Here is a 26,517-nt window from a genome sequence, read left to right on the forward strand (position 1 = left end):
ATGAACGCCACCATCACTCGGGGAGCCCTGCTCGCCGCGCTCGCCTGTCTCCTCGTAGGAGGGTCCTTCACCGCCAACAGCGTCCTCGGCGAATACCCGTACGCCGGCGGCCAGTTCCTCCGCTACGGCCTGGCGTTCGTGCTGCTCGTGCCGCTGGCCGGCCGGGACGCCACGGCCCGGCTGCGGACGCTCACGGCCCGCCACTGGGCCCGCCTCGCGCTGCTCGCGGGCGTGGGCATGGTCGGTTTCAACGTGGCGGTCCTCGCGGCGGAACGCACCGCCGAACCGGCCGTTCCGGGTGTCTTCGTCGGCTGCGCGCCGGTGGTGGTGGCGGTCCTCGTGCCCCTCCTGGACGGACGCCGCCCACAACGCGTCGTGCTGTACGGCGCGTTGCTCGTCGCCGTCGGCGCGGTCACGGTCCAGGGCTGGGGACGCACGGACGGTGCCGGAATCGCGTTCTCGGCGTGTGCGCTCGCCGGTGAGGTCGGTTTCGCGGTGCTCGCCGTGCCCGTGCTGCGGCCCCTGGGCCCGCGGCTGCTGTCCGCCACGGTGTGCGGTGTCGCGGCGATCGAGTCCCTGGCGGCAGGGCTCCTGCTGTCCGGCGGCGCATGGCTGCGGCGGCCCGACGGCACGGAGACCGCCGCGCTGCTGTGGCAGGCGGCGGTCGTCACCGTCGTCGGATTCGTGTGCTGGTACATGGGCATGCAGCGGATCGGCGCGGAGCGCGCCACGCTGTTCTCCGGCCTGATCCCGGTCGCGGCCGCCTGCACCGCACCCCTCGTCGGAACGGGCTCCTACGGGCCCGTGCAGGCCGTCGGCAGTGCCCTGGTCGGCGCCGGAGTCGCCCTCGGATCGGGCGCGTTGGCCCGGCGCCGGTCAGCGACTGCCGTCGAGGATCACCCGAGCGACCAGCGCCGGGTCGTCGTTCATGGGGACATGACCGCAGCCGGGCAGCCGAACCAGCCGGGCCCGCGGAATGATCTGCTTGGCCCGGACCCCCTGCCGGCGCACGAGCAGCCGGTCCCTGGAGCCCCACGCCACGGTGACCGGGATGCCCTGGATGTCGTCGGTCCACTGGACGCCGGAGCCCGCCCGGAGCGTCTCGGAGAAGCCGGTGGCGTTCGCCAGCGCGAGGGTCTCGGCGACCACGGCCTCCGGTGAACGGCGTGCCGGGCGGGCGTAGATGGTGCTCGTCAGCACCGTACGGCCGGCCGCCGACCGGGACAGCCGCTCGACCAGCGGCGGAGGCATCCGGGTGGCGAACTGCCGCATCCCCAGCAGGACGCCGAAGGCGTAGCGCCGTTCGGCCGGTGTCCAGAACCCGGCCGGGGACAGGGCGGTCACGGACCGTACGAGGTTCACGCGGCCGAGTTCCAGGGCCAGCAGGCCGCCGAGCGAATTTCCCGCGACGTGCGGCCGTTCGACCTCCAGCGCCGCGCACAGGGCGGCGAGCGCCGCGTTCATCGTGGGCAGGTCGTGCGCGAGGCCGTCCGGAAGGGCCGGGGACGCGCCGCATCCGGGCAGATCGACGGCGATGACGTCGCGCTCGGTCGCGAGGATGTCCACCACCGGGTCCCAGGCCTGCCGGTGGTGCCCGATGCCGTGCAGCAGGAGCAGCGGATCGCCGGCCCCCACGCGCGCGTAGGAGAGGGTCAGGGTCCGCGGGCCGTGGGCGGAGGGGACCTTGAAGGAGACGGTGGCCGGCACGAACTGCTCCTCGTCTGGGCTCGCTGGGGGCTGCTCGGAGACAGCTTGCCAGCAGTTGCTACCGACGGGTAGCCCCTGGGAGTCCCATCCGTCCGCAGATATCGCCTGGACAGGTCCGGATGTGTCGGTTGGGATGGAATCCGTGACCACCGACATCGAGACCGACGTCTTCGAAGAGCACCGTCCCGTTCTCCTGGGAGTCGCCTACCGCATGCTGGGGCGGGTGGCCGACGCGGAGGACGTGGTCCAGGAGGCCTGGCTGCGCTGGTCCGGGGCGGACCGGAGCGAGGTGCGCGAGCCGCGCGGCTATCTGGTGCGCATCACCACCCGCCTCGCCATCGACCGGCTGCGCCAGGTCAAGGCGCGGGGCGAGACCTATGTCGGCCCGTGGCTCCCGGAGCCGTACGTCACCGACTTCGCGGACACCGTCCCGGACGCCGCGGACCGTGCCGTGCTCGCCGACTCCGTCTCCCTCGCGGTCCTCGTCGTACTGGAGTCGCTGTCGCCGCTGGAGCGGGCGGTCTTCGTCCTGAGGGAGGCGTTCGGCTATCCGTTCGCCGACATCGCCGCGATGCTCGACCGCAGTGAACCGGCGGTACGGCAGCTCGGCGGGCGGGCGCGCAAGCATGTCGAGGAGCGGCGCCCGCGCTACGACGTCGACCCGGCCCAGCGTCGTGACCTCACCGAGCGTTTCCTCGCCGCCGCAGGGGAGGGCGACATCGAAGGGCTCATGGCGCTGCTCGCGCCGGACGTCCGTCTCGTGGGCGACAGCGGTGGCAAGGCCAAGGCGCCGGTGCGGGTCCTTCAGACCGCCGACAAGGTGGGCCGCTTCATCGCCGGCGTCGCCAAGAACGGCGGCGGCGTTCCGGATCTGTCCTTCCGGTTCCTGGAGGTCAACGGCGGTCCCGCGGTGCTGGTGCTGTCCGGGGACAAGCCCGACAGCGTCCTCCAGCTGGAGGTCCTGGACGGGCGCATCCAGTCCGTCTACATCATCCGCAACCCCGACAAGCTCCGGTCGCTGACCGTCGCCTGAACGCGCCCTCGGTGCCGTTCCTATGGGTTGGCCAAGGGATCGCGGATTGGTCTTGACCAAGGGTGGGGGCCGCCCTATGGTCGCAGATAAGTGCAACAACCTTTAATAAACAAGGGCGCTGAAAAGCCGCCGGACCACGGCGATTGCGGAGGACAGGGTGGGGACCACGCAGCTGGAATCGGTGCCGGAACCGAAGTACTGGCATCTCAGGACCGTGCTCAGTGAGGCATTGGACTCCGAGTTCTCCGTGGGCGAGATCCTGCCCAACGAGCGCGACCTCGCCGCCCGCTTCGGCGTCGCCCGGGCCACGCTCCGCCAGGCTCTGGAACAGCTCGAACTCGAAGGCAGGCTGCAGCGCCGCCGCGGCGTCGGTACGACGGTCGCCCCGCCGCGCGTAGGCGTCGCCCTCGGCACCGAGCAGCACACCTGGCCGGGTGCCGCGGGCGACGCCTGGCAGCCCGTCGACTGCACCACCGAGGTGCCGCCCGCGGCGGTCGCGAGCGCCCTGGAGACGGGCGCCGAGGAGCCGGTGCACACGGTGCGCCGTTCTCGTCGGACGCACGGCCAGCCCGTCGCCGCCGAACTGCTCTACGTCCCGCAGCCCGCGGTGCCCGATCTCTCCGCCATCGACGCCCCGTCGGGGCCGGCACGCGCGCGTGCCGTGCTGCGCGAGCTGCAGCGTCTGGAGCTGGAGGGCCAGGAGAGCGCCGTCGAACTCGGCTCGGCCCGCGCGGACGACGCCAAGCAGCTGGACCGGCTCCCCGGATCGCCCGTTCTCGTCGTCACCACCCGCTTCAACGCCGAGGGCCGCACCACCGCGCTCTCCGTCGCCACGTACCGCGCGGACACCTGCCGGCTGACCTTCGGGGACTCGGGCGGGGTGGAGATCCACCAGGGGCCGGAACGCCAGGCATCCTGAGAGACGGAACGCCAGGCCTCCAGAGACCTGTATGACAGACAGCGTCGTATGACAGACGGCGTCGTACGACAGCGTGGTGCGACCCCCCGAGCGCGCCCCGGAGCTTCTCCGGGGCGCGACGCGTTTCCGGCCCGGCGCGGGTCAGCGGCGGGCCGTCACCGTGCCCTCCACCGCGAAGAGCTGCTCCTCCACATGGTCGAGGGCGAGACGCAGCGCACCCGTCGTCACGGCCGCCTCGCCGAGGAGGGACAGCGTCACCTTCGGGGGCCGCAGACAGTAGCGCTCCAGTTCGCTCCGCAGCGGCTCCAGTACGCCGTCCAGCCCGGCCGCCCAGCCGCCGATGACGACCAGCTCGGGGTCGAGGGCGAGGACGAGTGCGGCCACGTCGTGGACCAGGCGCCGGAGGAAGCGGTCGACGGCCGCGCGGGCCCGCTGGTCGCCCCCGCGTGCCTGCGCGAACACCTCGGCCACGGCCTGCTCGTCCAGCGGATGGAGCGGCTCGTCCGTCGTGGACAGCAGCGTCTCGGGAGTCACCTCACGGCCCAGCAGATGCAGTGCGCCGATCTCGCCGGCCGCCCCGCCGTACCCGCGGTGCAGCCGGCCGCCGATCAGTGACCCGGCGCCCGGGCTGAGCCCGGCCAGCACGAACACGACGTCGTCCGACTCGGTGGCGGCGCCCTTCCAGTGCTCGGCGACCGCGGCGGCGTTGGCGTCGTTCTCGACCAGGACCGGGCACTTGAAGGAACGGCTCAGCCGCTCGCCCAGGTGCAGTCCCGTCCACTCGGGCAGCGCGGTGCCCAGCCGTACGGTGCCGTCCTCCTCGACGATCCCGGGCGTGGCGACGCCGACGGCCCGCAGGGAGCTGCGCGCGACACCGGCCCGGCGCAGCAGCTCGGCGACCGCGGTGCGCAGCCGCTCCAGGCGCTCGTCCGCGGCAGCCGTCTCGTCGACGTCCTTGGCGTTCGCGCCCAGCACCCGGCCGTCGAGGTCGGCGAGGAGCGCGGCGACACGATGCGCCCCTATCTCCAGGCCCAGCAGGTGACCGGCTTCGGCCCGGAACCGGAAGCGCCGCGCCGGCCGCCCCTGCCGCCGGACGACACTCTCGTCGGCGGCCTTCTCGACGACGAGTCCGGCCACGATGAGCCCCTCGACGACGCCCTCGACCGTCGGCCGGGACAGTCCGGTCACCCGGGTGATCTCGGTCAGCGTGGCGCAGTCCGTGGCGCGCAGCGCATGCAGCACCACCGCGGAATTGATCCTTCGCAGCAGCGAGGGATCCCCGCCGGTCAGCTGCCCCAACGTCCGTCCTCCCAGCTCGTGCGCGTGTTGGGCGGATCGTACTCGGCGCACCGGACCCCGGCGAGTGCCTGGCGCATGCTGATCTGCGGCAGCAGCGGGATCACCCCGGCGCGACGAACCCCGACTCGTACGCCGCGATCACCGCTTGTGTGCGATCGCGCGCCCCCAACTTGGCCAGCAGGGCGCTGACATGAGACTTGACCGTCTCCGTGCCGACGACCAGCCGGGCGGCGATCTCCGCGTTCGACAGCCCTCCGGCCATCAGCCGCAGCACCTCGGCCTCCCGCTCGGTCAACTGCGCCCGCTCCATCACGGCGCGAGCCGCGCGGTTCCCGCCGCCCTCCGCGTACTCGGTGGCGAGCTGCCGCACCGAGGCCGGGAACAGCAGCGACTCGCCCTCGGCGACCAGCCGCACCGCGTGCACGATCTCGGCGGGCCGCGCCCGCTTCAGCAGGAACCCGTGGGCGCCGGCTCGCAGTGCCTCGTACACGTACTCGTCGTTCTCGAAGGTCGTCACCACCAGGATCTTCGGCGGCTCGGCCACGGTTCGCAGTACCGCGCGCGTGGCCTCGATGCCGTCCAGGAGCGGCATCCGTACGTCCATGGCGACCACGTCCGGCCGCAGTCGCCGCACCAGCGGGATCACCGCCGCCCCGTCGGCCGCCTCGCCGACCACCTCGTCGTCCTCGGCCGGGGCCGCCTGCTGGCCGACACCCCGATGCGGGAGTTCATCCACGCGCGCGTGCAGCCCAGGGTGCGGATCCGCACGACGGACGCCATCGCGCTCAAGGATGTCCTCGCCCGGCACGGCCACGACGCCGTGGAGCACGAGGACGGGCACTGGACGGTGTCCCACGCGCGCGTGGACGACATCGGCCGGCTCACGTCGGCCGCCGGCGTACCCATCCTCGAACTGAGTACGGAGGAAGGCACCTTGGAGCAGGCCTATCTCGATCTCACCGCCTCCGAGACCGAGTTCACCGCACAGCCGCAGGAGGCCTGACATGTCGTTCGCACCCGTACTCCACTCCGAGTGGCTGAAGATCCGTACGCTCCGCTCGCTGCTCGGCGCGCTCCTTGCCCTGTTCGCGGCGACCACGCTGTTCTCCGCGATCGCCGGCGTCTCCGACACGTCCGACCCGGAGTTCGACCCGCTGTTCATGGCGCTGTCCGGTGTCGCGCCCGGTCAGATCGCCGCCATGTCCTTCGGGGCCATGGCGGTGTCGTCGGAGTTCCACGGGGGTGGACTCCGGCTGTCGCTCGCGGCGGTGCCGCAGCGCGGGCGGTGGTTCGCGGGCAAGCTGGCGGTGATCGCCGTACCGACGCTGGTCGTCGGGCTGGCGACCGCGTTCGCCGCCCTGCTCGCCGCGCGTGCGGGCCTGGGCTCGGAGGCGAGCGGGCTGACGGTGGGCGAGCAGGTGCGGGGCGTCGTGGGCGCCGGCCTCTATCTCACGCTCATGGCGCTGCTCGCTGCCGGGCTCACGGTCCTGCTGCGCAGCGGGGTGGGCGCCCTGTCCCTGCTGATCCCGTTCGTCCTCGTCGTCTCGTTCGTGATCGGCGACGTGGCCGGCGGGCTCACCGACTACCTGCCCGACAGGGCGGGGCAGGTCGTGCTGTACGAGACGCACGACGGAACGCCGGGTCCATGGACGGGCCTTGCGGTGACCGCGCTGTGGACGGCCGCCGTGGTGGTGGCGGGAGCGTGGAGCGTACGACGCCGGGACGCCTGAGCCAGGAGTCGTCTGACGCCACGCCAATTGTCAGAGGCAGGCGCTTTACTGGATCACATGGACATGGTGAAGGACCTGACCCTCGTGGACCTGCTGTGCACCAGGGAGTTTCCCGCGGAGCACGGCAGCACGGACGAGGGCGCGGGCGGGCCCGGTTACCTCATGGCCCGGTTAGGGCCCGGCGAGTGGCCCCAACCGGAGGACTGCTATGCCTATGAGACGGCGATGACCGGCCAGTTGACCATGCGGTGGGGAACGCCGTCGCGGTCGGGGACCGTGACGCTCGGCGAGCGCATCGCAGAAGGTGAGGACATATCCGAGCCGTGGACAACGCTCAACGCCCTCGCGCACGACGTGCGTACATGGGAGGCGACCGGCACCGGGCGCACGGTCATGTTGGCGGTCGCCGACCGCGAGGCGGAGCACGAGCCCCAGCTGTTCGTCGTCGTCACGGACCTGGACTGGCCGTGACCTGCCAGGCGCTCGGCGGGAAGTGCGGCGAGAGGCCGTCGATCGTCTGAGGGCCCGTCCTGACTGGTCGCGCCCGTGCGGCGGAGCCGCACATCGACCACAGACCCCGCGCGCCTTTGCGGCGCTGTCGAACCGCAGCCGGCCTCGCCCGGGCCGCTCAGGTCTCCGCCGCCACGCGCAACCGCGCGAACTCCTCCGCCATGGTCCCGGCCGTCCAGTGGGCGTTCAGTCCGCTCGGATTGGGCAGCACCCACACTCGTGTGTCGCCGATCGTCCGTTCTTGCGGACCCACCTGAGCCTTGCCGTCGTTGAAGGCTGCCCGGTAAGCGGTGACGCCGACCACCGCCAGCCACCTCGGCCGTACCTGAGCCACCTTCGCCGCCAGCACCCGCCCGCCCGCGCGGTACTCCTCCGCGCTCAACTCGTCGGCCCGAGCCGTGGCCCGCGGCACGACGTTCGTGATGCCGAGGCCGTACGACAGCAACTCGACCTGCTCTGCCGGTTTCATGAGCCGGGGGGTGAAGCCGGACAGGTGCAGCACCGGCCAGAAGCGGTTGCCGGGACGGGCGAAGTGATGGCCCGTCGCCGCCGTCATCAGACCGGGGTTGATGCCGCAGAACAGCACGCGGAGGCCGGCCGCGATCACGTCCGGTACGAGACGGTCGCGGGCGGCCTCCAGCTCCTGCGCGGTGAAGCGCGTCAGAGGATCGCTCCCGGGGTGTAGCCCGCGGCTTCCGGGCGCTGCTTCACGATCTCCTCGACGCGGCCGACGACGACGGCGACCTGGTCGGCCGCGGCGCCGGTGAAGGACAGCTTGTCGGCCATCAGCTCGTCGAGCCGGGCACGGCTCAGCGGGATGCGCTCGTCCGCGGCGAGCTTGTCGAGGAGTTCGTTGCGCTCGGCGCCCTGCTCGCGCATCGCCAGCGCCGACGCCACCGCGTTCTCCTTGATCGCTTCGTGCGCGACCTCACGGCCGACGCCCGCCCGCACCGCGCCCATCAGGACCTTGGTGGTGGCGAGGAACGGCAGATAGCGGTCCAGCTCACGGGCGACCACGGCCGGGAACGCGCCGAACTCGTCCAGTACCGTCAGGAACGTCTCCAGCAGACCGTCCAGGGCGAAGAACGCGTCCGGCAGCGCCACCCGGCGCACCACCGAGCAGGACACGTCGCCCTCGTTCCACTGGTCGCCCGCCAGCTCGCCGGTCATCGAGGCATAGCCGCGCAGGATGACCATCAGGCCGTTGACACGCTCGCAGGACCGCGTGTTCATCTTGTGCGGCATCGCCGACGAACCGACCTGGCCCGGCTTGAAGCCCTCGGTCACCAGTTCGTGCCCGGCCATCAGCCGGATCGTCTTCGCCAGCGACGACGGCGCCGCCGCGAGCTGCACCAGCGCGGTGACGACCTCGTAGTCCAGCGAGCGCGGGTACACCTGGCCGACCGAGGTGAAGGCCTGGGAGAAGCCCAAGTGCCCGGCGATCCGCTGCTCCAGCTCCGCCAGCTTGGCGGCGTCCCCGCCGAGCAGGTCCAGCATGTCCTGCGCCGTACCGACCGGGCCCTTGATGCCGCGCAGCGGATAGCGGCCGAGCAGCTCCTCGACCCGGCCGTACGCCGCGAGCAGCTCGTCGGCGGCCGTCGCGAACCGCTTGCCGAGCGTGGTGGCCTGCGCGGCGACGTTGTGCGAGCGGCCGGCCATGACCAGCTCGCCGTACTCACCGGCCAGCTTGCCCAGGCGTGCCAGCACGGCCACCGTACGGTCGCGCATCAGCTCCAGGGAGAGCCGGATCTGCAGCTGCTCGACGTTCTCGGTGAGGTCGCGGGAGGTCATGCCCTTGTGCACGTGCTCGTGCCCGGCGAGGTCGTTGAACTCCTCGATCCGCGCCTTCACATCGTGCCGCGTGACCTTCTCGCGCTCGGCGATGGAGGCCAGGTCGACGGTGTCGAGGACGCGCTCGTAATCGGTGATCGCCGCGTCCGGCACCTCGATCCCGAGGTCCTTCTGGGCCCGCAGCACGGCGAGCCAGAGCTGACGCTCCAGCTTCACCTTCTGCTCGGGGGACCAGAGCGTGGCGAGCTCGGCGGAGGCGTAGCGTCCGGCGAGGACGTTCGGGATGCGGGGCTTGGCGGGAGCGGAAGTCACGTAAACAGATTCTACTGGCGGTTTGTGCAGGCCAGCGCCAGCAGGTGGTTCGGAGGAACCTACGAGAACGCGCAACGAGTCAGCGAGTTGGCGTATGTCCCCGGGAACCCTTGGTGGCGTGGCCCTACGCCCCCGGACCCTCGTACGGCAGCAGCCCGGGCCGCTTCGGCGGCAGGCCGTCCCCCGAGGACCGGCCGGTCAGCCGGCGGCCGATCCACGGGAGCAGGTGCTGCCTGGCGAACCGGGCGTCCGCGACCCGGCGCGTGGCCCACCCCGGCGGCGCGGAGGCGGGCGGTGGGATGCGCCACGCGGTGTCCTCGGGCTCGTAGCCGAGCGTCTGCCACACCGCCTCCGCGACACGCCGGTGTCCCTCGGCCGTCAGGTGCAGCCGGTCCACGTCCCACAGGCGCGGGTCGCCGAGGGAGGGGGCTCCGTACAGGTCGACGACGACCGCGCCGTGCCGGGCGGCGAGGTCGTCGACGCAGGCGAACAGCTCCTCCATACGAGGCCGGAACCGTTCAAGGACCGGGCCCTGACGGCCCGGGCTGCGCATCAGGACCAGTTGCTTGCAGGCGGGGGCCAGCCGTTCCACGGCATCCGTCAGCAGACCGCGCACCCGGCCCATGTCGCACTTGGGGCGCAGCGTGTCGTTGAGACCGCCGACCAGCGTGATCACGTCGGCCTCCATGGCGGCGGCCACGTCCACCTGCTCGTCGACGATCTGCCTGATCAGCTTGCCGCGCACCGCGAGGTTCGCATACCGGAAACCGGGCGTGCGGGCGGCCATCCGCCCGGCGAGGAGATCGGCCCAGCCCCGGTAGGAGCCGTCCGGCAGCAGGTCCGACATGCCCTCGGTGAAGGAGTCGCCGACCGCGACCAGGCTGGTGAATAGGGGGTTCTTCTGCATGGCGACAGAGATGCTATCCCGCGCCCCATACCCGTCGGTCGGTCCCCCTCTCGCTCCAGACACCGGGCGCCCCCGCCGCCCGGCCAACCGATCAGCCCCGCTGGCCCGGTCAGCTGGCCCGCGCGTCGTCCGGTCGACTGGGTCAGGGCTGCCGGTTACGCCCGCCGTCCGGTCAACTGGTCATGTCTACTGCCCGTTCAATCTCGTGCCCGCTGCCGGTCAGCGGGTCACGTCCGCCGCCCGGCCAACCGGTCAGGACCGCTGCCCGGTCACCTCGTCACTTCCGCTGCCCGGTCACCCGTGTGCCCGGCGTCGGTCTGTCGGTCTGCCGGTTACGTCGGTCGTCCGGTCAGCCGGTCATGGCCGCTGCCCGGCCCGGGCGGCCAGGTTCGCCCTCCAGCCAACCGATCAGTCCCGCTGCCAGGCCAGGCCAGGCCGTCCTGTTAGCTGCGCGGCCAACCGACCAAGCCAGCCGTCCGACCGTCGGCAGGTTCGCTGTCCGACCGCCGGCAGGTTGGCCGTCCGACCGCCGGTCAGGTTCGCCGTCCGGCCACCGATCAAGCCCGCCGCCCGAACAACTCCCGCAGCACGTCCTCCATCGTCACCAGGCCCGCCAGCCGTCCGTCGTCGCCCAGCACGGCTGCGAGGTGGGTGCGGCTGCCGCGCATCGCGGTGAGTACGTCGTCCAGGGGGGTGCCGGCCCGCACGCGGGCGATGGGCCGCATTTCCCGGACCTCGAAGGGCAGGTCGCGCGGCATCTTGTCCAGTGCGTCCTTCACATGCAGATAGCCGACGATGCGCCGGCCTCCGTCCACGACGGGGAAGCGGGAGAACCCGGACTCGGCCGACAGCCCCTCCAACTGCTCAGGGGTGACGCCCACGCGCGCGTGGACGACGCTTTCCAGCGGCAGCACGACGTCGTGCACGGGCCGTCGGCCCAGTTCGAGGGCGTCGTGCAGCCGCTCCCGCGCCCGCTCGTCGATGAGGCCGGCCTCGCCGGAGTCCCGGACGAGACGGGCCAGCTCGGCGTCCGAGAAGGTCGCGGTCACCTCGTCCTTGGTCTCCACGCGCAGCAGCTTCAGCAGGCTGTTCGCGAATGCGTTGATCGTGAAGATCACCGGGCGCAGCCCCCGCGCCAGGGCGACCAGCGGCGGACCGAGCAGCAGCGCGCTCCGTACCGGTTCGGCCAGCGCGATGTTCTTCGGCACCATCTCGCCGAGCAGCATGTGCAGATAGGTCGCCAGGGCCAGCGCGATCGCGAAGGACACCGCATGCCCCGCACTCTCCGGCACGCCCAGCGCGTGGAACACCGGCTCCAGCAGATGCTCGATCGCCGGCTCGGCGACGACACCCAGGACCAGCGTGCACAGGGTGATGCCGAGTTGCGCCGCGGCCATCAGCGCGGACACGTGCTCCAGACCCCACAGCACGCTCTTCGCCCGCCGGTCGCCCTCCTCGGCATGGGCGTCGATCTGGCTGCGGCGCACCGAGATCAGCGCGAACTCGGCGCCCACGAAGAACGCGTTGACCACCAGGGTCGCAAGACCGATCAGAAGCTGTACGGCGGTCATCGCTCGCCCTCCCCGTCGCGCGCGTCGTCCAGCGGCGCGTGCAGCAGCACACGCGCGGCCCTGCGGCCGGACGCGTCGGTCACGTCCAGTCGCCAGCCCACGACCTCGACACAGTCACCGACGGCGGGTATGCGGCCGAGCTCGTGCGCGACAAGACCGGCCAGCGTCTCGTACGGCCCCTCGGGCGCCCTCAGCCCGACGCGCGCGAGCTGGTCCACGCGGGCGGCGCCGTCCGCCGAGAACAGCGCGTGGCCGTCGTCGTCGCTGCCCGCGGCGGCCAGGTCGGGCGTCTCGTGCGGGTCGTGCTCGTCCCGCACCTCGCCGACCACCTCCTCGACGATGTCCTCCAGCGTGGCCACGCCCGCCGTACCGCCGTACTCGTCGATGACGACGGCCATCGTGCGCTTGCCGGAGAGCCGGTCCAGCAGCCGGTCGACGGTCAGCGACTCGGGCACGAGCAGCGGCTCCCGCATGAGTTCCGCGACCCGGACGCGCGCCCGGCGCTCCGCGGGCACCGCCAGCACGTCCTTGATGTGCGCGGTGCCCACGACCGAGTCGAGGTTGCCCCGGAAGACGGGGAACCGGGACAGGCCCGTGGCCCGGGTCGCGTTCGCCACGTCCTCGCAGGTCGCCTGGACGTCGAGGGCGAAGACCTGCACGCGGGGCGTCATCACGTTCTCCGCGGTCAGGTCGGCGAGGTTCAGGGTCCGTACGAACAACTCGGCGGTGTCCGCCTCCAGGGCGCCCTCCCGGGCGGAGTGCCGGGCGAGCGCCGCCAGTTCCTGCGGTCCGCGCGCGGAGGCCAGCTCCTCGGCGGGCTCCACGCCGAGGAGGCGCACGAACCGGTTCGCCGTGTTGTTGAGATGGGTGATGAAGGGCCGGAAGGCGGCGCTGAACCAGCGCTGGGCGTTGCCCACCCGCTTGGCCACGGCCAGCGGCGAGGAGATCGCCCAGTTCTTCGGCACCAGCTCGCCGACGACCATCAGCACCACGGTCGACAGGGCCGTACCCAGGACCAGGGCGATCGAGGACGCGGCGGAGCGCGAGATGCCCATCGACTCCAGTGGGCCCGCGATCAACGCGGCGATCGACGGCTCGGCGAGCATGCCCACGACCAGATTGGTCACGGTGATGCCGAGCTGCGCTCCGGAGAGCTGGAAGGTCAGATTCCGTACGGCTTTCAGCGCCCCCGGGGCGCCCCGCTCACCGCGCTCCGCGGCCCGTTCCAGTTCGCTGCGTTCGACCGTGGTGAGCGAGAACTCCGCCGCGACGAATGCACCGCAGGTCAGCGACAGCAGGATCGCCACCAGAAGGAGGAGCACTTCGGTCATCGAGTCACCCCCGTCCCATGATCGGGCAGAGCGGGGAGGACCGCGCGATGTCGTCTACTGGGAGGCTCGCCCATGGGCGGACGCTCACACCTTTCCTTGGAGAACCGAAGTGGTCCTCCAAGGGTAAAGGACGAGCAAAGATGCCCGACGACCCCTGCCTGCGGAGAGCTTGATCCCACGTCGCCCCTTGTTCCTGGGGCTCGTACCCGGCCACGCGCCCGGCATGGTGGGCTACAGAGGCTTGACCCAGCGTCGCCAGTGGTCTTCGCGGTGGTAGCCGGCCGCTGCCCATGTGCGGTGGGCCCGTTCGTTGACTTCCAGGACCATGGCGTCGACGCGTCGGCCGCCCAGGGCGGCGAAGCGTCGTTGGGCTGCTTCCAGCAGCGCGGTGGCGATGCCTTGCCGGCGGTGGTCGGGGTGGACGGCGAGTCGGTAGGCGGAGCATCGCCATCCGTCGAAGCCGGCTATGACGGTTCCGGTGAGGAGGCCGTCGCGTTCCGCGAGGAGCAGGGCCTCGGGGTCTCGTGTGATGAGTCGGGCCACTCCGTCGTGGTCGTCGCTGATGCTGGTTCCTTCCGCGGCGTCGCGCCAGAACCGCAGCACCGCGTCGACGTCCGAGTGGGTGGCGCGGCGGATGTGGAGATCGCTCATGGGGTGAGCCAAGCAGACCGCGCACCTTTCTGGCGATCGGTTTCCGCGCCGGGCAAGTCTCTTGACTGATCGATCAGTCAGCCATACCGTTTGTAGCCGACGAGGCGATGGCTGCCGTTGGAGTCCCAGCTATGGAACGGAGATGAAGCGTGCGCGTTGATGTCCACAGTCACTTCACGCCCCCGCGGTTCTTCGAGGAGATGGACAGGCGACAGGCCCAGGACCGGGTCGAGGCGTTCTCGGTGTACGGCCCGATGCTCGGCAAGAACTCACAACGACGGTTCGCCAAGGGCGAGCAGGCGTTCATCGACGGACTCGTGGAGCAGATGGACGGCGCCGGAGTGGATGTGGCGATCTTCAGCATGGGCGCCGTGCAGCCGTACTTCTCGGAGGAGGCCGACGCCAAGGCCGGCGTCCGCTTCGCAAACGACATGCTGGTCGATGCGGTGACCATGGGCGGGGGCAGGATGGCCGCATTCGGCTCGGTTCCGCTGCCGCACACCGCCGCGGCGATCGACGAGATGGCGTACTGCCTGGACGAGTGCGGGTTCGCCGGCATCAACCTCGGGTGCTCGGCGGACGGCAAGCCGCTCGACCATCCGATGTTCGATGACTTCTGGGCGGCCGCAAACGATCGCGGGACAGCCGTGTTCCTGCATCCCGGCACGACGCCGAACATGGCCGTGGGCTCCGCCGACTTCCACCTGGCCCCCGACTTCTGCAGTCCGACCGAGCTGGCCGTCGCGCTGTGCCGGCTGGTGGTCACGAAGGTGACCACACGGTTCCCCCGCATCCAGTTCATCGCCGCCGGCATGGGTGGGACCATCCCCTATCTCGCGCGCCGCTTCGACCGCGGCCTCGCCCAGACGCATCCCGACCTGCACGAGGAGCTGGGCGGAGTCGTCAACCAGCTCCAGCGGTTCTGGTACGACACCAGCATGATCGAGGACGACCGTGTCCTCGATGTCGTCCGCCACAGCGTCGGTGTCGATCGCCTGGTGCTCGGCAGCGACATTCCGCGGGGGCCGCTGTCGGACGTGGTCGACTTCATCTCCACGTCGGCGCGGCTGTCGGACGTCGAGAAGACGCACATCCTCGACCGCAGCGCCGCGGGGATCGTGCGAGTGAACGGCGCTCACTCGGCGTGAATGTGTTCCCGAGCTCGGCTGAGCTCCACGAGATCCCCATCAGCGTCCATGCCTGCCGAGCGCCGGGCGAAGCGGCGATGCCGATGCCGACCGGGCTGCCGAGCCGAGAGCCCGGCAGCCCAAGGAGAACTCCATGACCACCACCGAGACGAGCAGGCCCGCGATGTCGGCGGAAGAGTCGAAGGACCTGCGTCCGGAACAGATCTTGCAGGCGGCTCAAGAGCTCGTGCCGAGGCTTCGTGAACGAGCCGTAGAGGCAGAGGCACTCCGCCGGCTACCGGACGCGACCATCGCCGACGCGGAGCGGGCCCGGATCTTCTCGCTGCTGATCCCGCGCGAGTTGGGTGGCGCCGGGGGCGACGTCCGTGACTTCGCCAACCTGCTCCGCATCCTCGCGCAAGGCGACCTGTCGTCGGCATGGACCCTGGGATTCCTCACCGTTCACGCCTGGCTGATGGTTCGCTTCCCCGCCGAAGCCAGGGCCGAGCTTTTCGCCGATGGCACTCCTCCGCTCGTGACGATGTCCGCGCGACCGCCGGGCAAGGCGGTGCCCGTCGAGGGAGGCTACGAACTCAGCGGCCGGTGGGGCTACTGCTCCGCTGTGATGCACGCCGACTGGGTGGCCGTCGTCGGCCTCGTCGACGGCGTCGACGACCACACGGCCAACGCGGTGCAGGGCCTCGACGACAAGGCGTCGATGTTCCTGGTCCCGAAGTCCGACGTGGAGGTGCTGGACACCTGGTACATGGCCGGCATGCAGGGCACCGGCAGCCACGACGTCCAGGTGAACGGCGCGTTCGTTCCGTCCCACCGGTCCATCGCGATCGACGCGTGGCACATCCGCGACAATCTCGCTGCGGCCGCGTACCCCGGTGTGCTGTACAGCTACGACACGCGTGACGTGCTCTCGTTCCTCAAGCCCGCGATGGCGATCGGGGCGGCGCAGGGGCTGCTCTCCGACTTCCGCGAGCGCATCGAGCGACGGAACGCGGCCTTCACCAAGACTCCGATGGCGGACACGGCCCCCGGACAGATGCGCTACGCGCGCGCCCTCGCGGCGTTGCGGATGGCGGAATCCTCGTTGGAGACGGCTCTGTCGCTGATCGAGCAGGCCAACGAGTCCTCGACCGACGAGCTGAGCCACGAGGTGCGGGTGCTTCTCAAGCTCGACAACCTCAACACGTATCGGATGGCGTGGGAGTGCATCGAACTGATCCTGGCCGGCTCCGGCTCTTCGGTGTTCAAGTCCGACGACCCCACGCAGCGTGCGGTCCGGGACATGCAGATGCTCCTGAGTCACCTGACCATCGACGAGGACCGCATGTTCTCCAAGTCCGGCGAGATCCTGCTCGGCCGGGCGACCGACGCGGATCCCACGCAGAACTTCACCTGAGCCCTTGTCCGGCGCTCGACCCGTCCACCGCGAAGCGAAGAAGGGCCATCTGATGACGGCGGCCGTAGGAACCGACTCGACATCGCCGCATGACCAGTTGCCGCTGTTGCAGGTCATCGTCGGCAGTACTCGTCCTGGGCGCGTCGGCCTCCCCGTCGCGGAGTGGTTTGTGTCAGAGGTGGCCGAACCGGGCCCCTTCGACGTGGAGTTGGTCGACCTGGCCGAGGTGAACCTGCCGATGTTCGACGAGCCTCGGCACCCCCGGCTGGGACAGTACGAGCACGAGCACACGCACCGGTGGAGCGCGACGGTCGCGCGGGCCGACGCGTTCGTGATGGTCGTACCCGAGTACAACTACAGCTACAACGCCGCACTGAAGAACGCGATCGACTATCTCTACGACGAATGGCACCACAAGCCCGTGGGCTTCGTCAGCTACGGCGGGGCCGGTGCGGGAACACGAGCGGTGCAAGCCCTCAAACAGGTCGTCACGACATTGCGGATGGTCCCGATCTTCGAGTCGGTGAACATCCCGTTCGTCGCCAAGCTGCGGACTGAGGACGGCCGCATCGAGCCCACCGCCGCGATGTCGGAATCGGCGATGTCGATGACCGCCGAACTCGCCCGCTGGGTCGAGCCGCTCTCGGGGCTCAGAAATGAGGCGGGGCTCAGAAATGGGGCGGGACTCAGAGATGAGGCTGCTCGCTCGTCAACCGACGGCCACAGCCGCCGCGTGCGGCGTGACCTTCTTTCCACACGGACAGGGACAGGAGTGGAACCATGACCGGACCGACGGACCTGACGCCCGCACAGCGTCTGTTCGGCGATTTCGCACCCAAATTGGCCGAACTCACCGACGATGTTCTCTTTGCCGACGTCTGGGAACGCGAGGCGCTTTCCAAGCGCGACCGCAGCCTGATCACCGTGGCGGCCCTGATCGCTCTCGGCAACAAGGAGCAGCTCGCGGCTCACATCAACCGGGCGGTGGACAACGGCGTGTCGAAGACCGAGGTGGCCGAGGTCATCACCCACCTGGCCTTCTACGCAGGGTTCCCGAGCGCGGTGTCGGCTTCCCGGCTCGGTAAGGACCTGCTCGACAAGTAGCAGGATCGAGAAGCACAGCGGAAGGAGCGCCAGACACCGTGAAGTTCACCAAGAGCGGTGGGAAGACATTCGCCGCGCCCGAGCCACAGTTCACCGGCGTCGCATACATCGACCCCGTACTCAGCCCCAACGAGCACACCGCACTCCGGTGCGCGCACGTCAGGTTCGCACCCGGGGCGCGTACCGCCTGGCACCACCACCCGAAGGGTCAAGCCCTCTATGTCACGGAGGGCATCGGCCTGGTGGGCACACGAGGCGGGGTGCAGGAGATCCGTCCCGGCGACGTGGTCTTCATCGAGCCGGGTGAGGAGCACTGGCACGGCGCCACCGCGGACCGGTTCATGGCGCACATCGCCCTTCAGGAAGCGGACGAGAACGGCGAAGTCGTGACGTGGCTCGAACGCGTCACGGACGACGAATACAACGGCTAGAGCCCCTTTCCCGGCAGACCCCCGGACAGGAGAAGCACCATGTCTGCGCCTATACAACAAACCCCACAACAAACCCCACAACAAACCCCACAACAAACCCCTCTGCAGCAGTTCTTCGGCGACTTCGCGCCCAAGATGGCGGACCTCATCGGCGACGTGCTCTTTGCGGACGTCTGGGAGCGCGAGGAGCTGTCCAAGCGCGACCGCAGTCTGATCACCCTCGCGGCGCTGATCGCCAACGGCGACACGGAGTCGCTCCCGGGCTATCTGAATCGCGCCAAGCAGAACGGCGTCACGAAGGCGGAGGTGGCCGAGGTCATTACGCACCTGGCGTTCTACGCGGGGTGGCCGAGGGCGACTTCGGCCTTCAGGGTCGCCCAGAAGAGCTTCGAGGAGTCGTAGCGGATGCGGGGTGCCTGGACCCCGTGATGCGTGCGGTGCCCATGGCCGCTGCGTCGAGGACCGACGAGATCAGGGTCGGCAGTCGCCGATCGTCCACGCGGTGGGCCGGCGCCGTGATGGAGAGACAGGCGATGATCCGGCCGGTCTGGTCGGTCACGGGCGCCGCGATTCCGACCGCGTCGTCGTTGACCTCGCCGATGCTCACGGCGTACCCCTTCTCCCGTGCCTCCCGGATCTCCTGCCGTACCGCCGCCGGGTCGGTGATCGTCTGCGGCGTCAGGGCTTGCAGGTCCGTGGCGGCCAGGTACTCCTCCAACTCGGCGTCGGAGAGCTGGGTGAGCAGAACCTTGCTGTGAGCGCTGGCGTAGAGCGGGATGGAACGGCCGAGCGGGCTGACGGTCCGTACGAACTGCGGGCTCTCGATGCTGCTCAGGCACAACGCCGAGAACCGGACACGGATCCACAGGGAGGCCGTCTCCTGGGTCTCCCGCTGAAGTCGCTCAAGTGCGGGATGGAGCGTGACAGCGATGACGTTCTGCTGGGCGATGCCCGCGGCGAGCCCGAGGATGAGCACTCCCAGGGTGTACCGCTGGCGCTCTTCGTCATAGTCCGCGAAACCGTGCCCGGCCAGCGTCACAAGGAAGCGACGTACGGTCGACTTCGGCAGCCCCAGCTCCTCGACCAGCTCCGGCAGCGAGTAGCCCTCCGGCCGCAGCGCGAGGACGCGCAGCACGCTGAGCGCCCGGTCCAGGACGGCGATCGTGTCTGTGCTCATGGGCGCCGATGCTAGTGCCCCGCCAGTCGGCCGCGAGCATCCGTCAGTGCGCTCGGCCCCGAGCGAGAAACCGACCACATTGCGATTCGTGCCTAGCGGCGACACCCACCAGTAGCCTAAAGTATGGAACAGCGAACCGTACTTTGAAGGGAATTCCATGACCGGCGTGCCTGACAGCAAGCGGATCGGACTCTCGGAAGTGGTGCTGCGCACACCTCACTACGAGCGCCTGTGCGCCTTCTACTCGCTCGTCCTGCAGATGCCGCCCACGCTCGACATGACCCCCGAGAGCGGAAAGGGCACGACCGACCCCGATGTCCCGACCCGCATCGCCTTCTTCAACCTGCCGGGGGAGTACCCGTACCTCGGCCGGGTGGCGATCTTCGAGACAGCCGACGTCGGGGGAACCGATCGTCGGTCGGTCGGGCTGCACCACCTCCAGCTCCGCTTCAGTGATCACGAGGCTCTCTTCGGTGCCTACGAGCTGATGCTGGAGCACGGGCACAAGCCGGTCGAGGCGTCGAACCACGGCGTCGCCACGAGCCTGTACTACGCGGACCCGGACGGGAACAGGGTCGAACTGTCGGGGATGAACTACCCCGACGCGACCCAGATGCGGGCCTACATGCAGACCGAGATGTTCCGGACCAACCCTGACGGTGTGCACATCGACCCCGACGACATCCTGCGCCGGCACCGTGAGGGCACGCCGTTCGAGCAGCTTCTGAGGCTGGGATGATCCGACCGACCTCTCCCGGGCCGACCGGGGCCATCGACTGCTCCGCGTCAGAGGTCGTGGTGGTCGGCGGCGGCCCTGTCGGGCTGGCCATGACCCTCGAACTCGGTCGGCGCGGTGTCGACGTCCTCATGGTCGATGCCGGCGACGGCGTCGTCAGCTATCCCACGGCCGAGTCGATCGACGTCCGCACCATGGAGTGGCTGCGGTCCGCCGGGTGCGGCGACGCCGTCGACGACAGCGGGTTCCCGGTCGACTACGCGCGGGACATCTCCTTCACCGCGACGCTCGCCGGACCGGAGCTGGTCCGCTTCGCCCGCCCGAGCAACGCCGAGCGCCGCGCCACGACCGGTGGTCTGAGCGCCGAAGGCGCTGCCTGGTGGCCGAAGTTCTGGTTCGACAGCGCGCTGCGCGAGCGGGCCGAGGCGCTCTCGTCGGTGACGCTGCGTTATCAGTGGCGGTGCGCCGACTTCGCCCAGGACGCATCGGGGGTCACCCTGACGCTCGTCCGGGACGAGGAAGTACGCCAGGTCCGCGCGCAGTTCGTGGTCGCCTGTGACGGCGGCCAGTCGACGCTGCGCCGTGCCTGCGGCATCGGGATGAGCGGCTCGGCGCGCGAGGCGCGCTGGCAGGGTGCGATGGTCGAGATCCCGGGCCTTCTCGACGCACTGCCCCTGGACCCCGCCGTGCAGTACTACCTGCTCGCGCCCCGGCGGCTGATCCTCGGGTCCTTGGACGGCGGAGACTTCTGGCGGGTCACCTATCCGCTGCGAGACGGCGAGACCTCGGGAGAGTCCCAGGCCATGTCCGCTGTCCGCGATGCCCTCGGCGGACTCGACCTTCCCGTCGTCCTGCACGGGGCCCGGGGGTGGTCGGGGAACTCGGTGGTTGCCGAGCGATTCCGGGACGGGCGGGTCTTCCTCGCCGGCGACGCCGCGCACCAGATGTGGCCGAGTGGCGGACACGGCATGAACACCGGCATCGGAGACGTCCAGAACCTCGGGTGGAAACTGGAAGCGGCCCTCCGGGGGCGTGCGGGCCCTGCTCTGCTGGACAGTTACGAGCTCGAACGCCGCCCGGTGGCGGAGCGCAACGTGCGCCGCGCCGCGAGCAACTACGCCGCCGACATCGCACTGCCCTCCGGCCCGGAGCTGCTCGGCGAGGACGCCGCGGCACAGGCGCTTCGCCGTACAGCGGCGGAACTCGTCCGTGACACCCGCGCCACGGAGTGGGCTTCCCTGGGCATCCAGTTGGGGTTCCGCTACAGCGGTTCCGCGATCCTGCCCGGAACGGCGACCCCGGAGCCCGCCGACGACCCCGGTGACTACGTCCCCGTCGTACGCGTCGGACACCGCGCGCCCCACGTGCAACTCGCAGACGGGCGTGCCCTGATCGACGCACTCGGCACGGGGTTCACCGTGCTGCGCGCCCGTGCCGACGCGTCGGCCGAGGAGTGGACCCGAGCGTTCAAACTGCGCGGTTACGACCTTGAGATCGTCGATGTCCCCGCCACCGAGGAGTACGCCACGATGACCGTCTGCCTGGTGCGACCCGACGGAGTCGTCTGCTGGGAAGAACACTGCACGACGACCGGTCCGGGCGATGTCGCCTCGATCGTCCTCGGCCACGAGGCGGCCTGACATGCCGGAGATTCTGGTAGGTCAGACGCCTGAGGGCGTGGTGCGGATCGAGGGCAGCCGCGCACTCCGTCTGGACACCGGTGGCGCGACCCTCGGCGAGATGATCGCTCGCGGGGAGGCCGGACGACTTGAGACCCTGCCGTCCCATTCCGAGGCCGAGGCGAGCGGCCTGCGCTGGCTCGCCCCGGTCAGCAGCTCGGGCAACGTCATCATCGTCGGGCTCAACTACGCCGACCACGCAGCGGAGATCGGTGCCACGTCGCCGGTCCATCCGCGGTTCTTCGTCGTGGCCGGCTCGGCCATCGCCGACCCGGGCGCCGGCATCGTCCTTCCTGAAGTGGCGCCGGATCAGGTCGACTACGAAGGGGAACTCGCCGTCGTGATCGGGGCGACCGCCTCCTGCGTCGAGCGGAGCGAGGCCTGGCGGTACATCGCCGGCCTGACGATCGGCAACGACGTCTCAGCAAGGGACGTCCAGCTCGGTCGGCATCCCATGACCCAGGGAGGCAACGTCGGCCTGGGCAAGTCGTTTGCGACCTTCAAGCCGCTCGGGCCGGCGCTGCTGCTCACCAACGGGCGCGAGCCCGAGGGCCCGTTCACGGTCGAGACGCGCGTCGACGGGGAGCTGCGGCAGTCAGGGTCCACGGAGGCGCTCTTCTTCGACATCCCGGCCCTCGTCTCGACCATCTCACGCTTCTGCCGCCTCGATCCCGGAGACGTCATCCTCACCGGTACCCCGGCCGGCGTGGGTGAGGCTCAGGGGCGCTACCTACGCGCCGGGCAACGCGTAGAGGTGTCCATCCAGCGGATCGGAACTCTGACGAACGTGGTGGTGAACCCATGAGTGACGGATGCCCGCTGTGCGCCACGGTGCAGCAGGGAGGTCCGCCCGGCGGTTGGGTGGGAGCGACCGACGAGTGGGCCGTGATGGGACACCCCCTCCAGGTTCCGGGCTGGCTGTGCCTGATGCCGCTCCGGCACACCGAGTCACTGGCCGACTTGAGCCACCCGGAGGCGACGCAACTCGGCCCGGTGTCCCGGCACTTGGCGAAGGCGCTCATGGAGTCAACGGGCGCCGACCGCGTCTACAGCTACTCGCTCGGGCATACGGTCCGGCACTTCCACCTCCTGATCGGCGTGCCCGGCGCTACCCCGGAGACCCAGGGGCCGCGTCTGCTGACCCGGATTCTGCAACGCGATCAGACGGTCGTCGACCAGCAGGCGTCAGCAGCTCTGCTGGGCACCGTCGGACGGTGGCTCGACGCCCATCCGATCGCCACCTGAGCCTCCTCGGCCGGGCGGGGTGCCAGAGGGTCCGGGTGCTAGAGGGTTTGGCCCGGCTCAAGGGTGAGCAGCGGGATGCCGGTCAGTCCGTCGGTTCCGAGGAAGGTGGTCATCGCCTGACGTCCCGCGTCGCTGAGCAGGCTGTCGTGGATCTGCACGCTCTGCCGTGGTCGCACGGCGCGTACGAAGTCGACCGCCTGGGCGAAGACGGTCCACGGGCCGCTCGTGGGGAGGAGGAGCGTCTCCACGGGTGCGTTCGGGACGTCATAGGAATCGCCCGGGTGGTAGACGTCCTCAACCAAGTACCCGACGTTTGTCATCGCCGGCATGTCGGGGTGCAAAGGCGCGTGTTGGCCGCCGACTGCTCTGACTTCGAAGCCGGCGGCGCCGAACGTGTCGCCCGGCTCGACGACCGTGATGCCCGGGGTGTCGTCGTCGCTGAGCAGCTCCGCCACCTTGGCCGGGCCGTACACGGTCAGTTCGGGGCGGGCGTCGATCGCCGCGCGGACTGCGTTCACATCGATGTGATCGGGGTGGTCGTGCGTGATCAGTACCGCGTGGGCCGACTGGAGCAGCTCCGGCCCCTGCGGCGTGAAGGCTCCGGGGTCGATGAGCAAGGTCGTTTCGCCCTGCGTGAGGGTGACGCACGAGTGGGCGTACTTGGTGATGGAGGTGTTCGTCACAACCCAAATTATACAGGCCACCTGTACATTTTGGGGCTCTCCGCCGACTATGCTGTGCCGGTGGTGTCCGAGGACGAGCTCGCCGAGCGGCTGAGAGAATCACTGGGAAGGCTGGTCCATGCGGGATGGGCTCGTCCCGACGCGATGCCTGAGCACCGGGCGCAGACTCTCGGGTTCCTGATGCACGACGGTCCGCTGACCATCTCCGAGTTGGCGCAGCGCCGCCGAGTCCGGCATCAGACGATGCAGGCGGCCGTCATCGACCTTGAGCAGGACGGGTTGGTCAAGCGTGAACCTGACCCCCGCGACCGACGCGCCAGGCTCGTTCGCCCGACGGAGAAGGGCCTGAAGCTACTGCGGCGCGAGCTTGACGGCCGTCGTTCCCTGCTCGCGGAGGCGATCGCGGCAGAGCTGGACGAGCGCGAGCAGTCCACCCTGGCGCAAGTACCCGATCTGCTCCTCCGCCTGGCCCGCCGTCTCGCTCAGTCATGAGCGCACCGGGCTACAGCTCGGCGATCCGGGGCACGACCCGCTCGCATACTTCCGTGGTCCAGGCGACAGGATCGGGCCCCGTGGGTACGACGATGACCATCGAGATGCCGAGGTCGGCGTAGGGCGCCATGGACTCCACGAACCCGTCGGCCAGCGGGTCGGACATGACGAGCAGCGTCTTCTCGATGCGGTCGAAATCGGTACCGGCCGCCGCGCAGTGACCACGCAGGACATCGAGCTTGTGCGCCAGCTCGTGAGGCGTGGGGCCCACGATGTTCCAGGCGTCGGCGTACTGGGCGACCAGCCGCAGGGTCTTCCGCTCCCCGCCGCCGCCGACCATGATCGGCGGCGGACTCTGCACGGGTGGCGGTACGTTGACAGGTTCCTTCAGCTCGTAGTGCGTCCCGGCATACGGCGTCTGGTCTCCCGACCACATCTGCCGGACGATCTGCAGGGTCTCCTCCAGCCGCTCGAAGCGCTCCCTGGTCGAGGGGAAGGGCACGCCGAGCCCGTCGTGCTCCCGCTGGTACCACGCCGCGCCGATGCCGAGCATGGCCCGCCCGCGGGACAGCACGTCGAGGGTGGTGACCGTTTTGGCCAGCAGCCCGGGATGGCGGTACGTCGTGCCCGTGACCAGAAGTCCGAGCCGCAGCCGCTCGGTGACGGCGGCAAGGTAGCCGAGCGTGGTGTATCCGGCCAGCATCGGCTGGTCGGGGCCGCCGAGCAGCTCCATCTGGAGCCAGTGGTCCATCACCGTCAACTGGGCGACGCCGCCCTGGTCGGCGACCCGGGCGGTCTCACTCAGCCGGTCGGTGAGACGGTGCTCCCAGTCGGGGTGGCTGAAGTTCGCGTAGCTCATGCCAAGACGCATGCTGAAGAGTCCTTGAGTCGGGGAGTACACCCCCGTGCGGGGGGAGCGCGGCGGGAAGGATGAGCGGGTCGATGCCTCAGCGGCGACTCCTCGGCGGGGCTCGCCGCCGCGACGTAGGGGTGAGTGCCTGGTGACGGAGCACCTCGCCGAAGTCTTGATCATGCGCGACCGCGGAGAAGACGGCCCCGCGCGTCGACGACGAGGCTGACCTTGCCGTTCCGGCGGCGGCAGCGCGTGGCCTTGGACGCTTCGCGCGCAGCGCGACTGTGTCCGAGGCCGGGCCGGCCGCGCCCGAGGCCGACGAGCGCCCCGAGTGCGGCCCTCAAGGATCTCCGAAGGATCTCCGCCTCCCGCTCGCCGGCGATGCGCGCCTTGTGGCCGCAGCCCGGAGAGCGGCCTAGGGGCGCGAAACGTTGTCGTGGTGGGCCCCGATGGTGACCACGGCTACCCGAGCCGTCTGGGTGCCGTGGTTGCGCCACCCGTGGCGGGTGCCGTTCTGCACCACCGTGTCGCCGGTCTTCAGGTGGACGGTCGCGCCGTCATCGAGTTCGAGCGAGAGCTCGCCTTCGACCACGACCAGGAAGTCGATGGTGTCGGTCGTGTGCATGCCGCCGGTGTCGGGCTCGATATAGCTGGACATCCCTGGGAAGTTGGCCTCGAACTCGGCGACCGCTGCCGCGAGGTCGGCCGGCGGGGCGACCGCGCGAGCCTCAGCCGGTGGAAGCGAGAAGAACCCGAAGCGGAAGCCTCCGACTGGCGGGAAGTAGCGTTTCGTGGCCGACTGCGAGCCGTCGTCCGGGAAGTGGGGCGCGGCGTCACCGCCCCACATGGTGTGAGTCTCCGATCCCGGCGTCAGCGCCGGCCGGATGCCGTCGACCTCCTCATCGCTGACAACGATCGACTTGCCGTCCGCGCTGTGGCCTGTGACTACTCGCCTGATCTTCATGGGCGTCATTGTACACAGTTAAGACTGATCGATCAGTCAGGATGCGCGGCACTTTGTCGGCGGGGTCGTTCCGGGGGTTCGAAGGAGGGGCATTGCGTGCAGTCTGCACCCTTGACTGATCGACCAGTCAGTTCCTACTCTCTCGGCATGGCTAAGACTTCAGAGCTGGGTGGCGCGCGGGTGCGTGATCTGGATGTGCGGGGTGTTCCGTTGCGGGTGACGGAGGTGGGTGAGGGGCCGCCGTTGTTGTTTCTGCATGGGTTGCACGGGCTGGATGCGGGGGCTGAGTGGGTCGGGATGCTGGCGGAGCGGTTTCGGGTGGTGCTGCCGTTGCATCCGGGGTTCGGGTTGAGTGCGCGTGAGCCGTGGTGCAGGTCGGTGCACGATCTGGCGTATCTGTATCTGGATCTGCTGGAGGAGCTGGATCTGGCCGGGGTGCATCTGGTGGGTTCGTCGTTCGGTGGGTGGGTGGCTGCCCAGATGGCGGTGCGTTCGCAGGAGCGGCTGTCGGATGTGGTGTTGGTGGATCCGGTGGGGATCAAGGTGGGGGATCGGTGGACGCGTGATATCGCGGACATCTTCGCGCTGGATGCTGCTGAGGTGTTGCGGCGTACGTATCGGGTGCCGCCTGCGCCGTTGGATGTGAATGCGCTGTCGGATGAGGAGTTGACGGTGCATTTGCGGAATCGGGAGGCGAGTGCGGTGTATGGCTGGGAGCCGTACATGTACAGCCCGGGGCTGCGGCGGGAGCTGGGGCGGGTGAGGGTTCCCTGTCTGCTGGTGTGGGGTGCTGGTGACGGCATCGTGACGGTGGATTACGGGCGGGCGTTCCAGGCGTCGGTGCCGGGTGC

General features: G+C 70.0%; 29 protein-coding genes and 2 pseudogenes. 18 read left to right on the forward strand and 13 right to left on the reverse strand.

The features are described from left to right. Window positions 1–789: pseudogene (locus GFH49_RS16960) on the forward strand (DMT family transporter); the annotation flags it as partial. Window positions 790–876: 87 nt separating this feature from the next. Here GFH49_RS16960 and GFH49_RS16965 read toward each other — a convergent pair. Further along, window positions 877–1,707 carry an alpha/beta fold hydrolase gene (locus GFH49_RS16965; RefSeq protein WP_155056725.1) on the reverse strand — a complete coding sequence of 277 codons (831 nt, stop codon included), beginning with the start codon at window positions 1,705–1,707 and terminating at the stop codon, window positions 877–879. Between the two features lie 142 nt (window positions 1,708–1,849). Here GFH49_RS16965 and sigJ point away from each other — a divergent pair, with 142 nt between their 5' ends. Further along, window positions 1,850–2,740, forward strand: coding sequence for an RNA polymerase sigma factor SigJ (sigJ, locus tag GFH49_RS16970; protein WP_155056726.1), 891 nt, complete (start codon window positions 1,850–1,852; stop codon window positions 2,738–2,740). 157 nt (window positions 2,741–2,897) lie between these two features. Continuing rightward, window positions 2,898–3,659: a GntR family transcriptional regulator gene (locus GFH49_RS16975; protein ID WP_155056727.1), complete on the forward strand. Its 762-nt coding sequence runs from the start codon at window positions 2,898–2,900 to the stop codon at window positions 3,657–3,659. A 141-nt stretch (window positions 3,660–3,800) separates the two neighbouring features. On the opposite strand, the gene GFH49_RS16980 is transcribed toward GFH49_RS16975, so the two are convergent. Together GFH49_RS16980 and GFH49_RS16985 are read right to left on the reverse strand one after the other, a co-directional pair. Then, complete coding sequence (locus GFH49_RS16980; RefSeq protein WP_155056728.1) at window positions 3,801–4,958, reverse strand: ROK family transcriptional regulator; 1,158 nt, start codon at window positions 4,956–4,958, stop codon at window positions 3,801–3,803. Window positions 4,959–5,058: 100 nt separating this feature from the next. Further along, a complete protein-coding gene (locus GFH49_RS16985) occupies window positions 5,059–5,694 on the reverse strand; it encodes a response regulator (protein WP_230396341.1) in 636 nt (211 codons plus the stop codon). Between GFH49_RS16985 and GFH49_RS16990 the strand changes: the two are divergent. The 3 genes and pseudogenes from GFH49_RS16990 to GFH49_RS17000 all read left to right on the forward strand — a co-directional run. After that, window positions 5,626–5,961, forward strand: a pseudogene (locus GFH49_RS16990) (DUF8746 domain-containing protein); the annotation flags it as partial. The gene GFH49_RS16985 and the pseudogene GFH49_RS16990 overlap by 69 nt on opposite strands. A 1-nt stretch (window position 5,962) precedes the next feature. Further along, window positions 5,963–6,688, forward strand: coding sequence for an ABC transporter permease (locus GFH49_RS16995; RefSeq protein WP_155056729.1), 726 nt, complete (start codon window positions 5,963–5,965; stop codon window positions 6,686–6,688). A 57-nt stretch (window positions 6,689–6,745) separates the two neighbouring features. Then, window positions 6,746–7,159, forward strand: coding sequence for a hypothetical protein (locus GFH49_RS17000; RefSeq protein ID WP_155056730.1), 414 nt, complete (start codon window positions 6,746–6,748; stop codon window positions 7,157–7,159). Between the two features lie 157 nt (window positions 7,160–7,316). On the opposite strand, the gene mug is transcribed toward GFH49_RS17000, so the two are convergent. From mug to GFH49_RS17030, 6 genes are all read right to left on the reverse strand, one after another. After that, a complete protein-coding gene (mug, locus tag GFH49_RS17005) occupies window positions 7,317–7,862 on the reverse strand; it encodes a G/U mismatch-specific DNA glycosylase (protein WP_155056731.1) in 546 nt (181 codons plus the stop codon). Then, complete coding sequence (gene purB / locus GFH49_RS17010) at window positions 7,859–9,301, reverse strand: adenylosuccinate lyase (protein ID WP_155056732.1); 1,443 nt, start codon at window positions 9,299–9,301, stop codon at window positions 7,859–7,861. The genes mug and purB overlap by 4 nt, the downstream gene beginning before the upstream one ends. A 124-nt stretch (window positions 9,302–9,425) precedes the next feature. Then, a complete protein-coding gene (locus GFH49_RS17015; RefSeq protein ID WP_155056733.1) occupies window positions 9,426–10,208 on the reverse strand; it encodes an SGNH/GDSL hydrolase family protein in 783 nt (260 codons plus the stop codon). Between the two features lie 557 nt (window positions 10,209–10,765). After that, window positions 10,766–11,779, reverse strand: a complete 1,014-nt coding sequence (locus GFH49_RS17020; protein WP_155056734.1) for a hemolysin family protein — start codon at window positions 11,777–11,779, stop codon at window positions 10,766–10,768. Continuing rightward, window positions 11,776–13,110 carry a hemolysin family protein gene (locus GFH49_RS17025; protein ID WP_155056735.1) on the reverse strand — a complete coding sequence of 445 codons (1,335 nt, stop codon included), beginning with the start codon at window positions 13,108–13,110 and terminating at the stop codon, window positions 11,776–11,778. Before GFH49_RS17025 ends, GFH49_RS17020 begins: the two co-directional genes overlap by 4 nt. A gap of 231 nt (window positions 13,111–13,341) precedes the next feature. Continuing rightward, window positions 13,342–13,761 carry a GNAT family N-acetyltransferase gene (locus tag GFH49_RS17030; protein ID WP_155056736.1) on the reverse strand — a complete coding sequence of 140 codons (420 nt, stop codon included), beginning with the start codon at window positions 13,759–13,761 and terminating at the stop codon, window positions 13,342–13,344. A gap of 149 nt (window positions 13,762–13,910) precedes the next feature. Between GFH49_RS17030 and GFH49_RS17035 the strand changes: the two genes are divergently transcribed. The 6 genes from GFH49_RS17035 to GFH49_RS17060 all read left to right on the forward strand — a co-directional run bounded on the left by GFH49_RS17035 (window position 13,911) and on the right by GFH49_RS17060 (window position 18,239). Beyond that, window positions 13,911–14,909, forward strand: coding sequence for an amidohydrolase family protein (locus GFH49_RS17035; protein ID WP_155056737.1), 999 nt, complete (start codon window positions 13,911–13,913; stop codon window positions 14,907–14,909). Window positions 14,910–15,042: 133 nt separating this feature from the next. Beyond that, window positions 15,043–16,302, forward strand: coding sequence for an acyl-CoA dehydrogenase family protein (locus GFH49_RS17040; RefSeq protein ID WP_155056738.1), 1,260 nt, complete (start codon window positions 15,043–15,045; stop codon window positions 16,300–16,302). Window positions 16,303–16,306: 4 nt separating this feature from the next. Further along, window positions 16,307–17,086, forward strand: a complete 780-nt coding sequence (locus tag GFH49_RS17045) for an NADPH-dependent FMN reductase (RefSeq protein ID WP_230396335.1) — start codon at window positions 16,307–16,309, stop codon at window positions 17,084–17,086. After that, window positions 17,083–17,406 carry a carboxymuconolactone decarboxylase family protein gene (locus GFH49_RS17050; RefSeq protein WP_155056739.1) on the forward strand — a complete coding sequence of 108 codons (324 nt, stop codon included), beginning with the start codon at window positions 17,083–17,085 and terminating at the stop codon, window positions 17,404–17,406. The genes GFH49_RS17045 and GFH49_RS17050 overlap by 4 nt, the downstream gene beginning before the upstream one ends. Window positions 17,407–17,444: 38 nt before the next feature. After that, complete coding sequence (locus GFH49_RS17055; protein ID WP_155056740.1) at window positions 17,445–17,837, forward strand: (R)-mandelonitrile lyase; 393 nt, start codon at window positions 17,445–17,447, stop codon at window positions 17,835–17,837. 39 nt (window positions 17,838–17,876) lie between these two features. Then, on the forward strand, window positions 17,877–18,239 hold the full coding sequence (locus tag GFH49_RS17060) for a carboxymuconolactone decarboxylase family protein (protein ID WP_155056741.1): 363 nt from the start codon (window positions 17,877–17,879) through the stop codon (window positions 18,237–18,239). Here GFH49_RS17060 and GFH49_RS17065 read toward each other — a convergent pair. Beyond that, on the reverse strand, window positions 18,205–19,014 hold the full coding sequence (locus tag GFH49_RS17065; RefSeq protein ID WP_196218024.1) for an IclR family transcriptional regulator: 810 nt from the start codon (window positions 19,012–19,014) through the stop codon (window positions 18,205–18,207). The genes GFH49_RS17060 and GFH49_RS17065 overlap by 35 nt on opposite strands. 166 nt (window positions 19,015–19,180) lie before the next feature. Between GFH49_RS17065 and GFH49_RS17070 the strand changes: the two genes are divergently transcribed. From GFH49_RS17070 to GFH49_RS17085, 4 genes are read left to right on the forward strand one after another with little or no spacing between them, the layout of a single operon-like run. After that, entirely contained in the window at window positions 19,181–19,753 is a 573-nt protein-coding gene (locus tag GFH49_RS17070) for a VOC family protein (protein ID WP_196218025.1), read from the forward strand. Beyond that, window positions 19,750–21,390, forward strand: coding sequence for an FAD-dependent monooxygenase (locus tag GFH49_RS17075; RefSeq protein WP_155056744.1), 1,641 nt, complete (start codon window positions 19,750–19,752; stop codon window positions 21,388–21,390). Before GFH49_RS17070 ends, GFH49_RS17075 begins: the two co-directional genes overlap by 4 nt. Before the next feature lies 1 nt (window position 21,391). Continuing rightward, window positions 21,392–22,234 carry a fumarylacetoacetate hydrolase family protein gene (locus tag GFH49_RS17080; protein ID WP_196218026.1) on the forward strand — a complete coding sequence of 281 codons (843 nt, stop codon included), beginning with the start codon at window positions 21,392–21,394 and terminating at the stop codon, window positions 22,232–22,234. Then, on the forward strand, window positions 22,231–22,674 hold the full coding sequence (locus GFH49_RS17085) for an HIT family protein (RefSeq protein WP_155056746.1): 444 nt from the start codon (window positions 22,231–22,233) through the stop codon (window positions 22,672–22,674). Before GFH49_RS17080 ends, GFH49_RS17085 begins: the two co-directional genes overlap by 4 nt. Before the next feature lie 38 nt (window positions 22,675–22,712). On the opposite strand, the gene GFH49_RS17090 is transcribed toward GFH49_RS17085, so the two are convergent. Beyond that, entirely contained in the window at window positions 22,713–23,357 is a 645-nt protein-coding gene (locus GFH49_RS17090; protein WP_230396336.1) for an MBL fold metallo-hydrolase, read from the reverse strand. A gap of 60 nt (window positions 23,358–23,417) precedes the next feature. On the opposite strand from GFH49_RS17090, the gene GFH49_RS17095 reads away from it, so the two are divergent. Then, window positions 23,418–23,849, forward strand: coding sequence for a MarR family winged helix-turn-helix transcriptional regulator (locus GFH49_RS17095; protein WP_155056747.1), 432 nt, complete (start codon window positions 23,418–23,420; stop codon window positions 23,847–23,849). A gap of 10 nt (window positions 23,850–23,859) precedes the next feature. Here the strand turns inward: GFH49_RS17095 and GFH49_RS17100 are convergent, their stop codons facing one another. Together GFH49_RS17100 and GFH49_RS17105 are read right to left on the reverse strand one after the other, a co-directional pair. Continuing rightward, window positions 23,860–24,720: an LLM class F420-dependent oxidoreductase gene (locus GFH49_RS17100; RefSeq protein ID WP_155056748.1), complete on the reverse strand. Its 861-nt coding sequence runs from the start codon at window positions 24,718–24,720 to the stop codon at window positions 23,860–23,862. Window positions 24,721–25,117: 397 nt separating this feature from the next. Then, window positions 25,118–25,666, reverse strand: coding sequence for a cupin domain-containing protein (locus GFH49_RS17105; protein WP_155056749.1), 549 nt, complete (start codon window positions 25,664–25,666; stop codon window positions 25,118–25,120). Window positions 25,667–25,813: 147 nt separating this feature from the next. Here GFH49_RS17105 and GFH49_RS17110 point away from each other — a divergent pair. Next, window positions 25,814–26,517, forward strand: a 704-nt coding sequence (locus tag GFH49_RS17110; RefSeq protein WP_155056750.1) for an alpha/beta fold hydrolase, incomplete at its 3' end; no start/stop codon positions are given.

This window comes from Streptomyces blattellae, from assembly GCF_009709555.1.
GTDB classification, from domain to species: Bacteria; Actinomycetota; Actinomycetes; order Streptomycetales; family Streptomycetaceae; genus Streptomyces; species Streptomyces blattellae.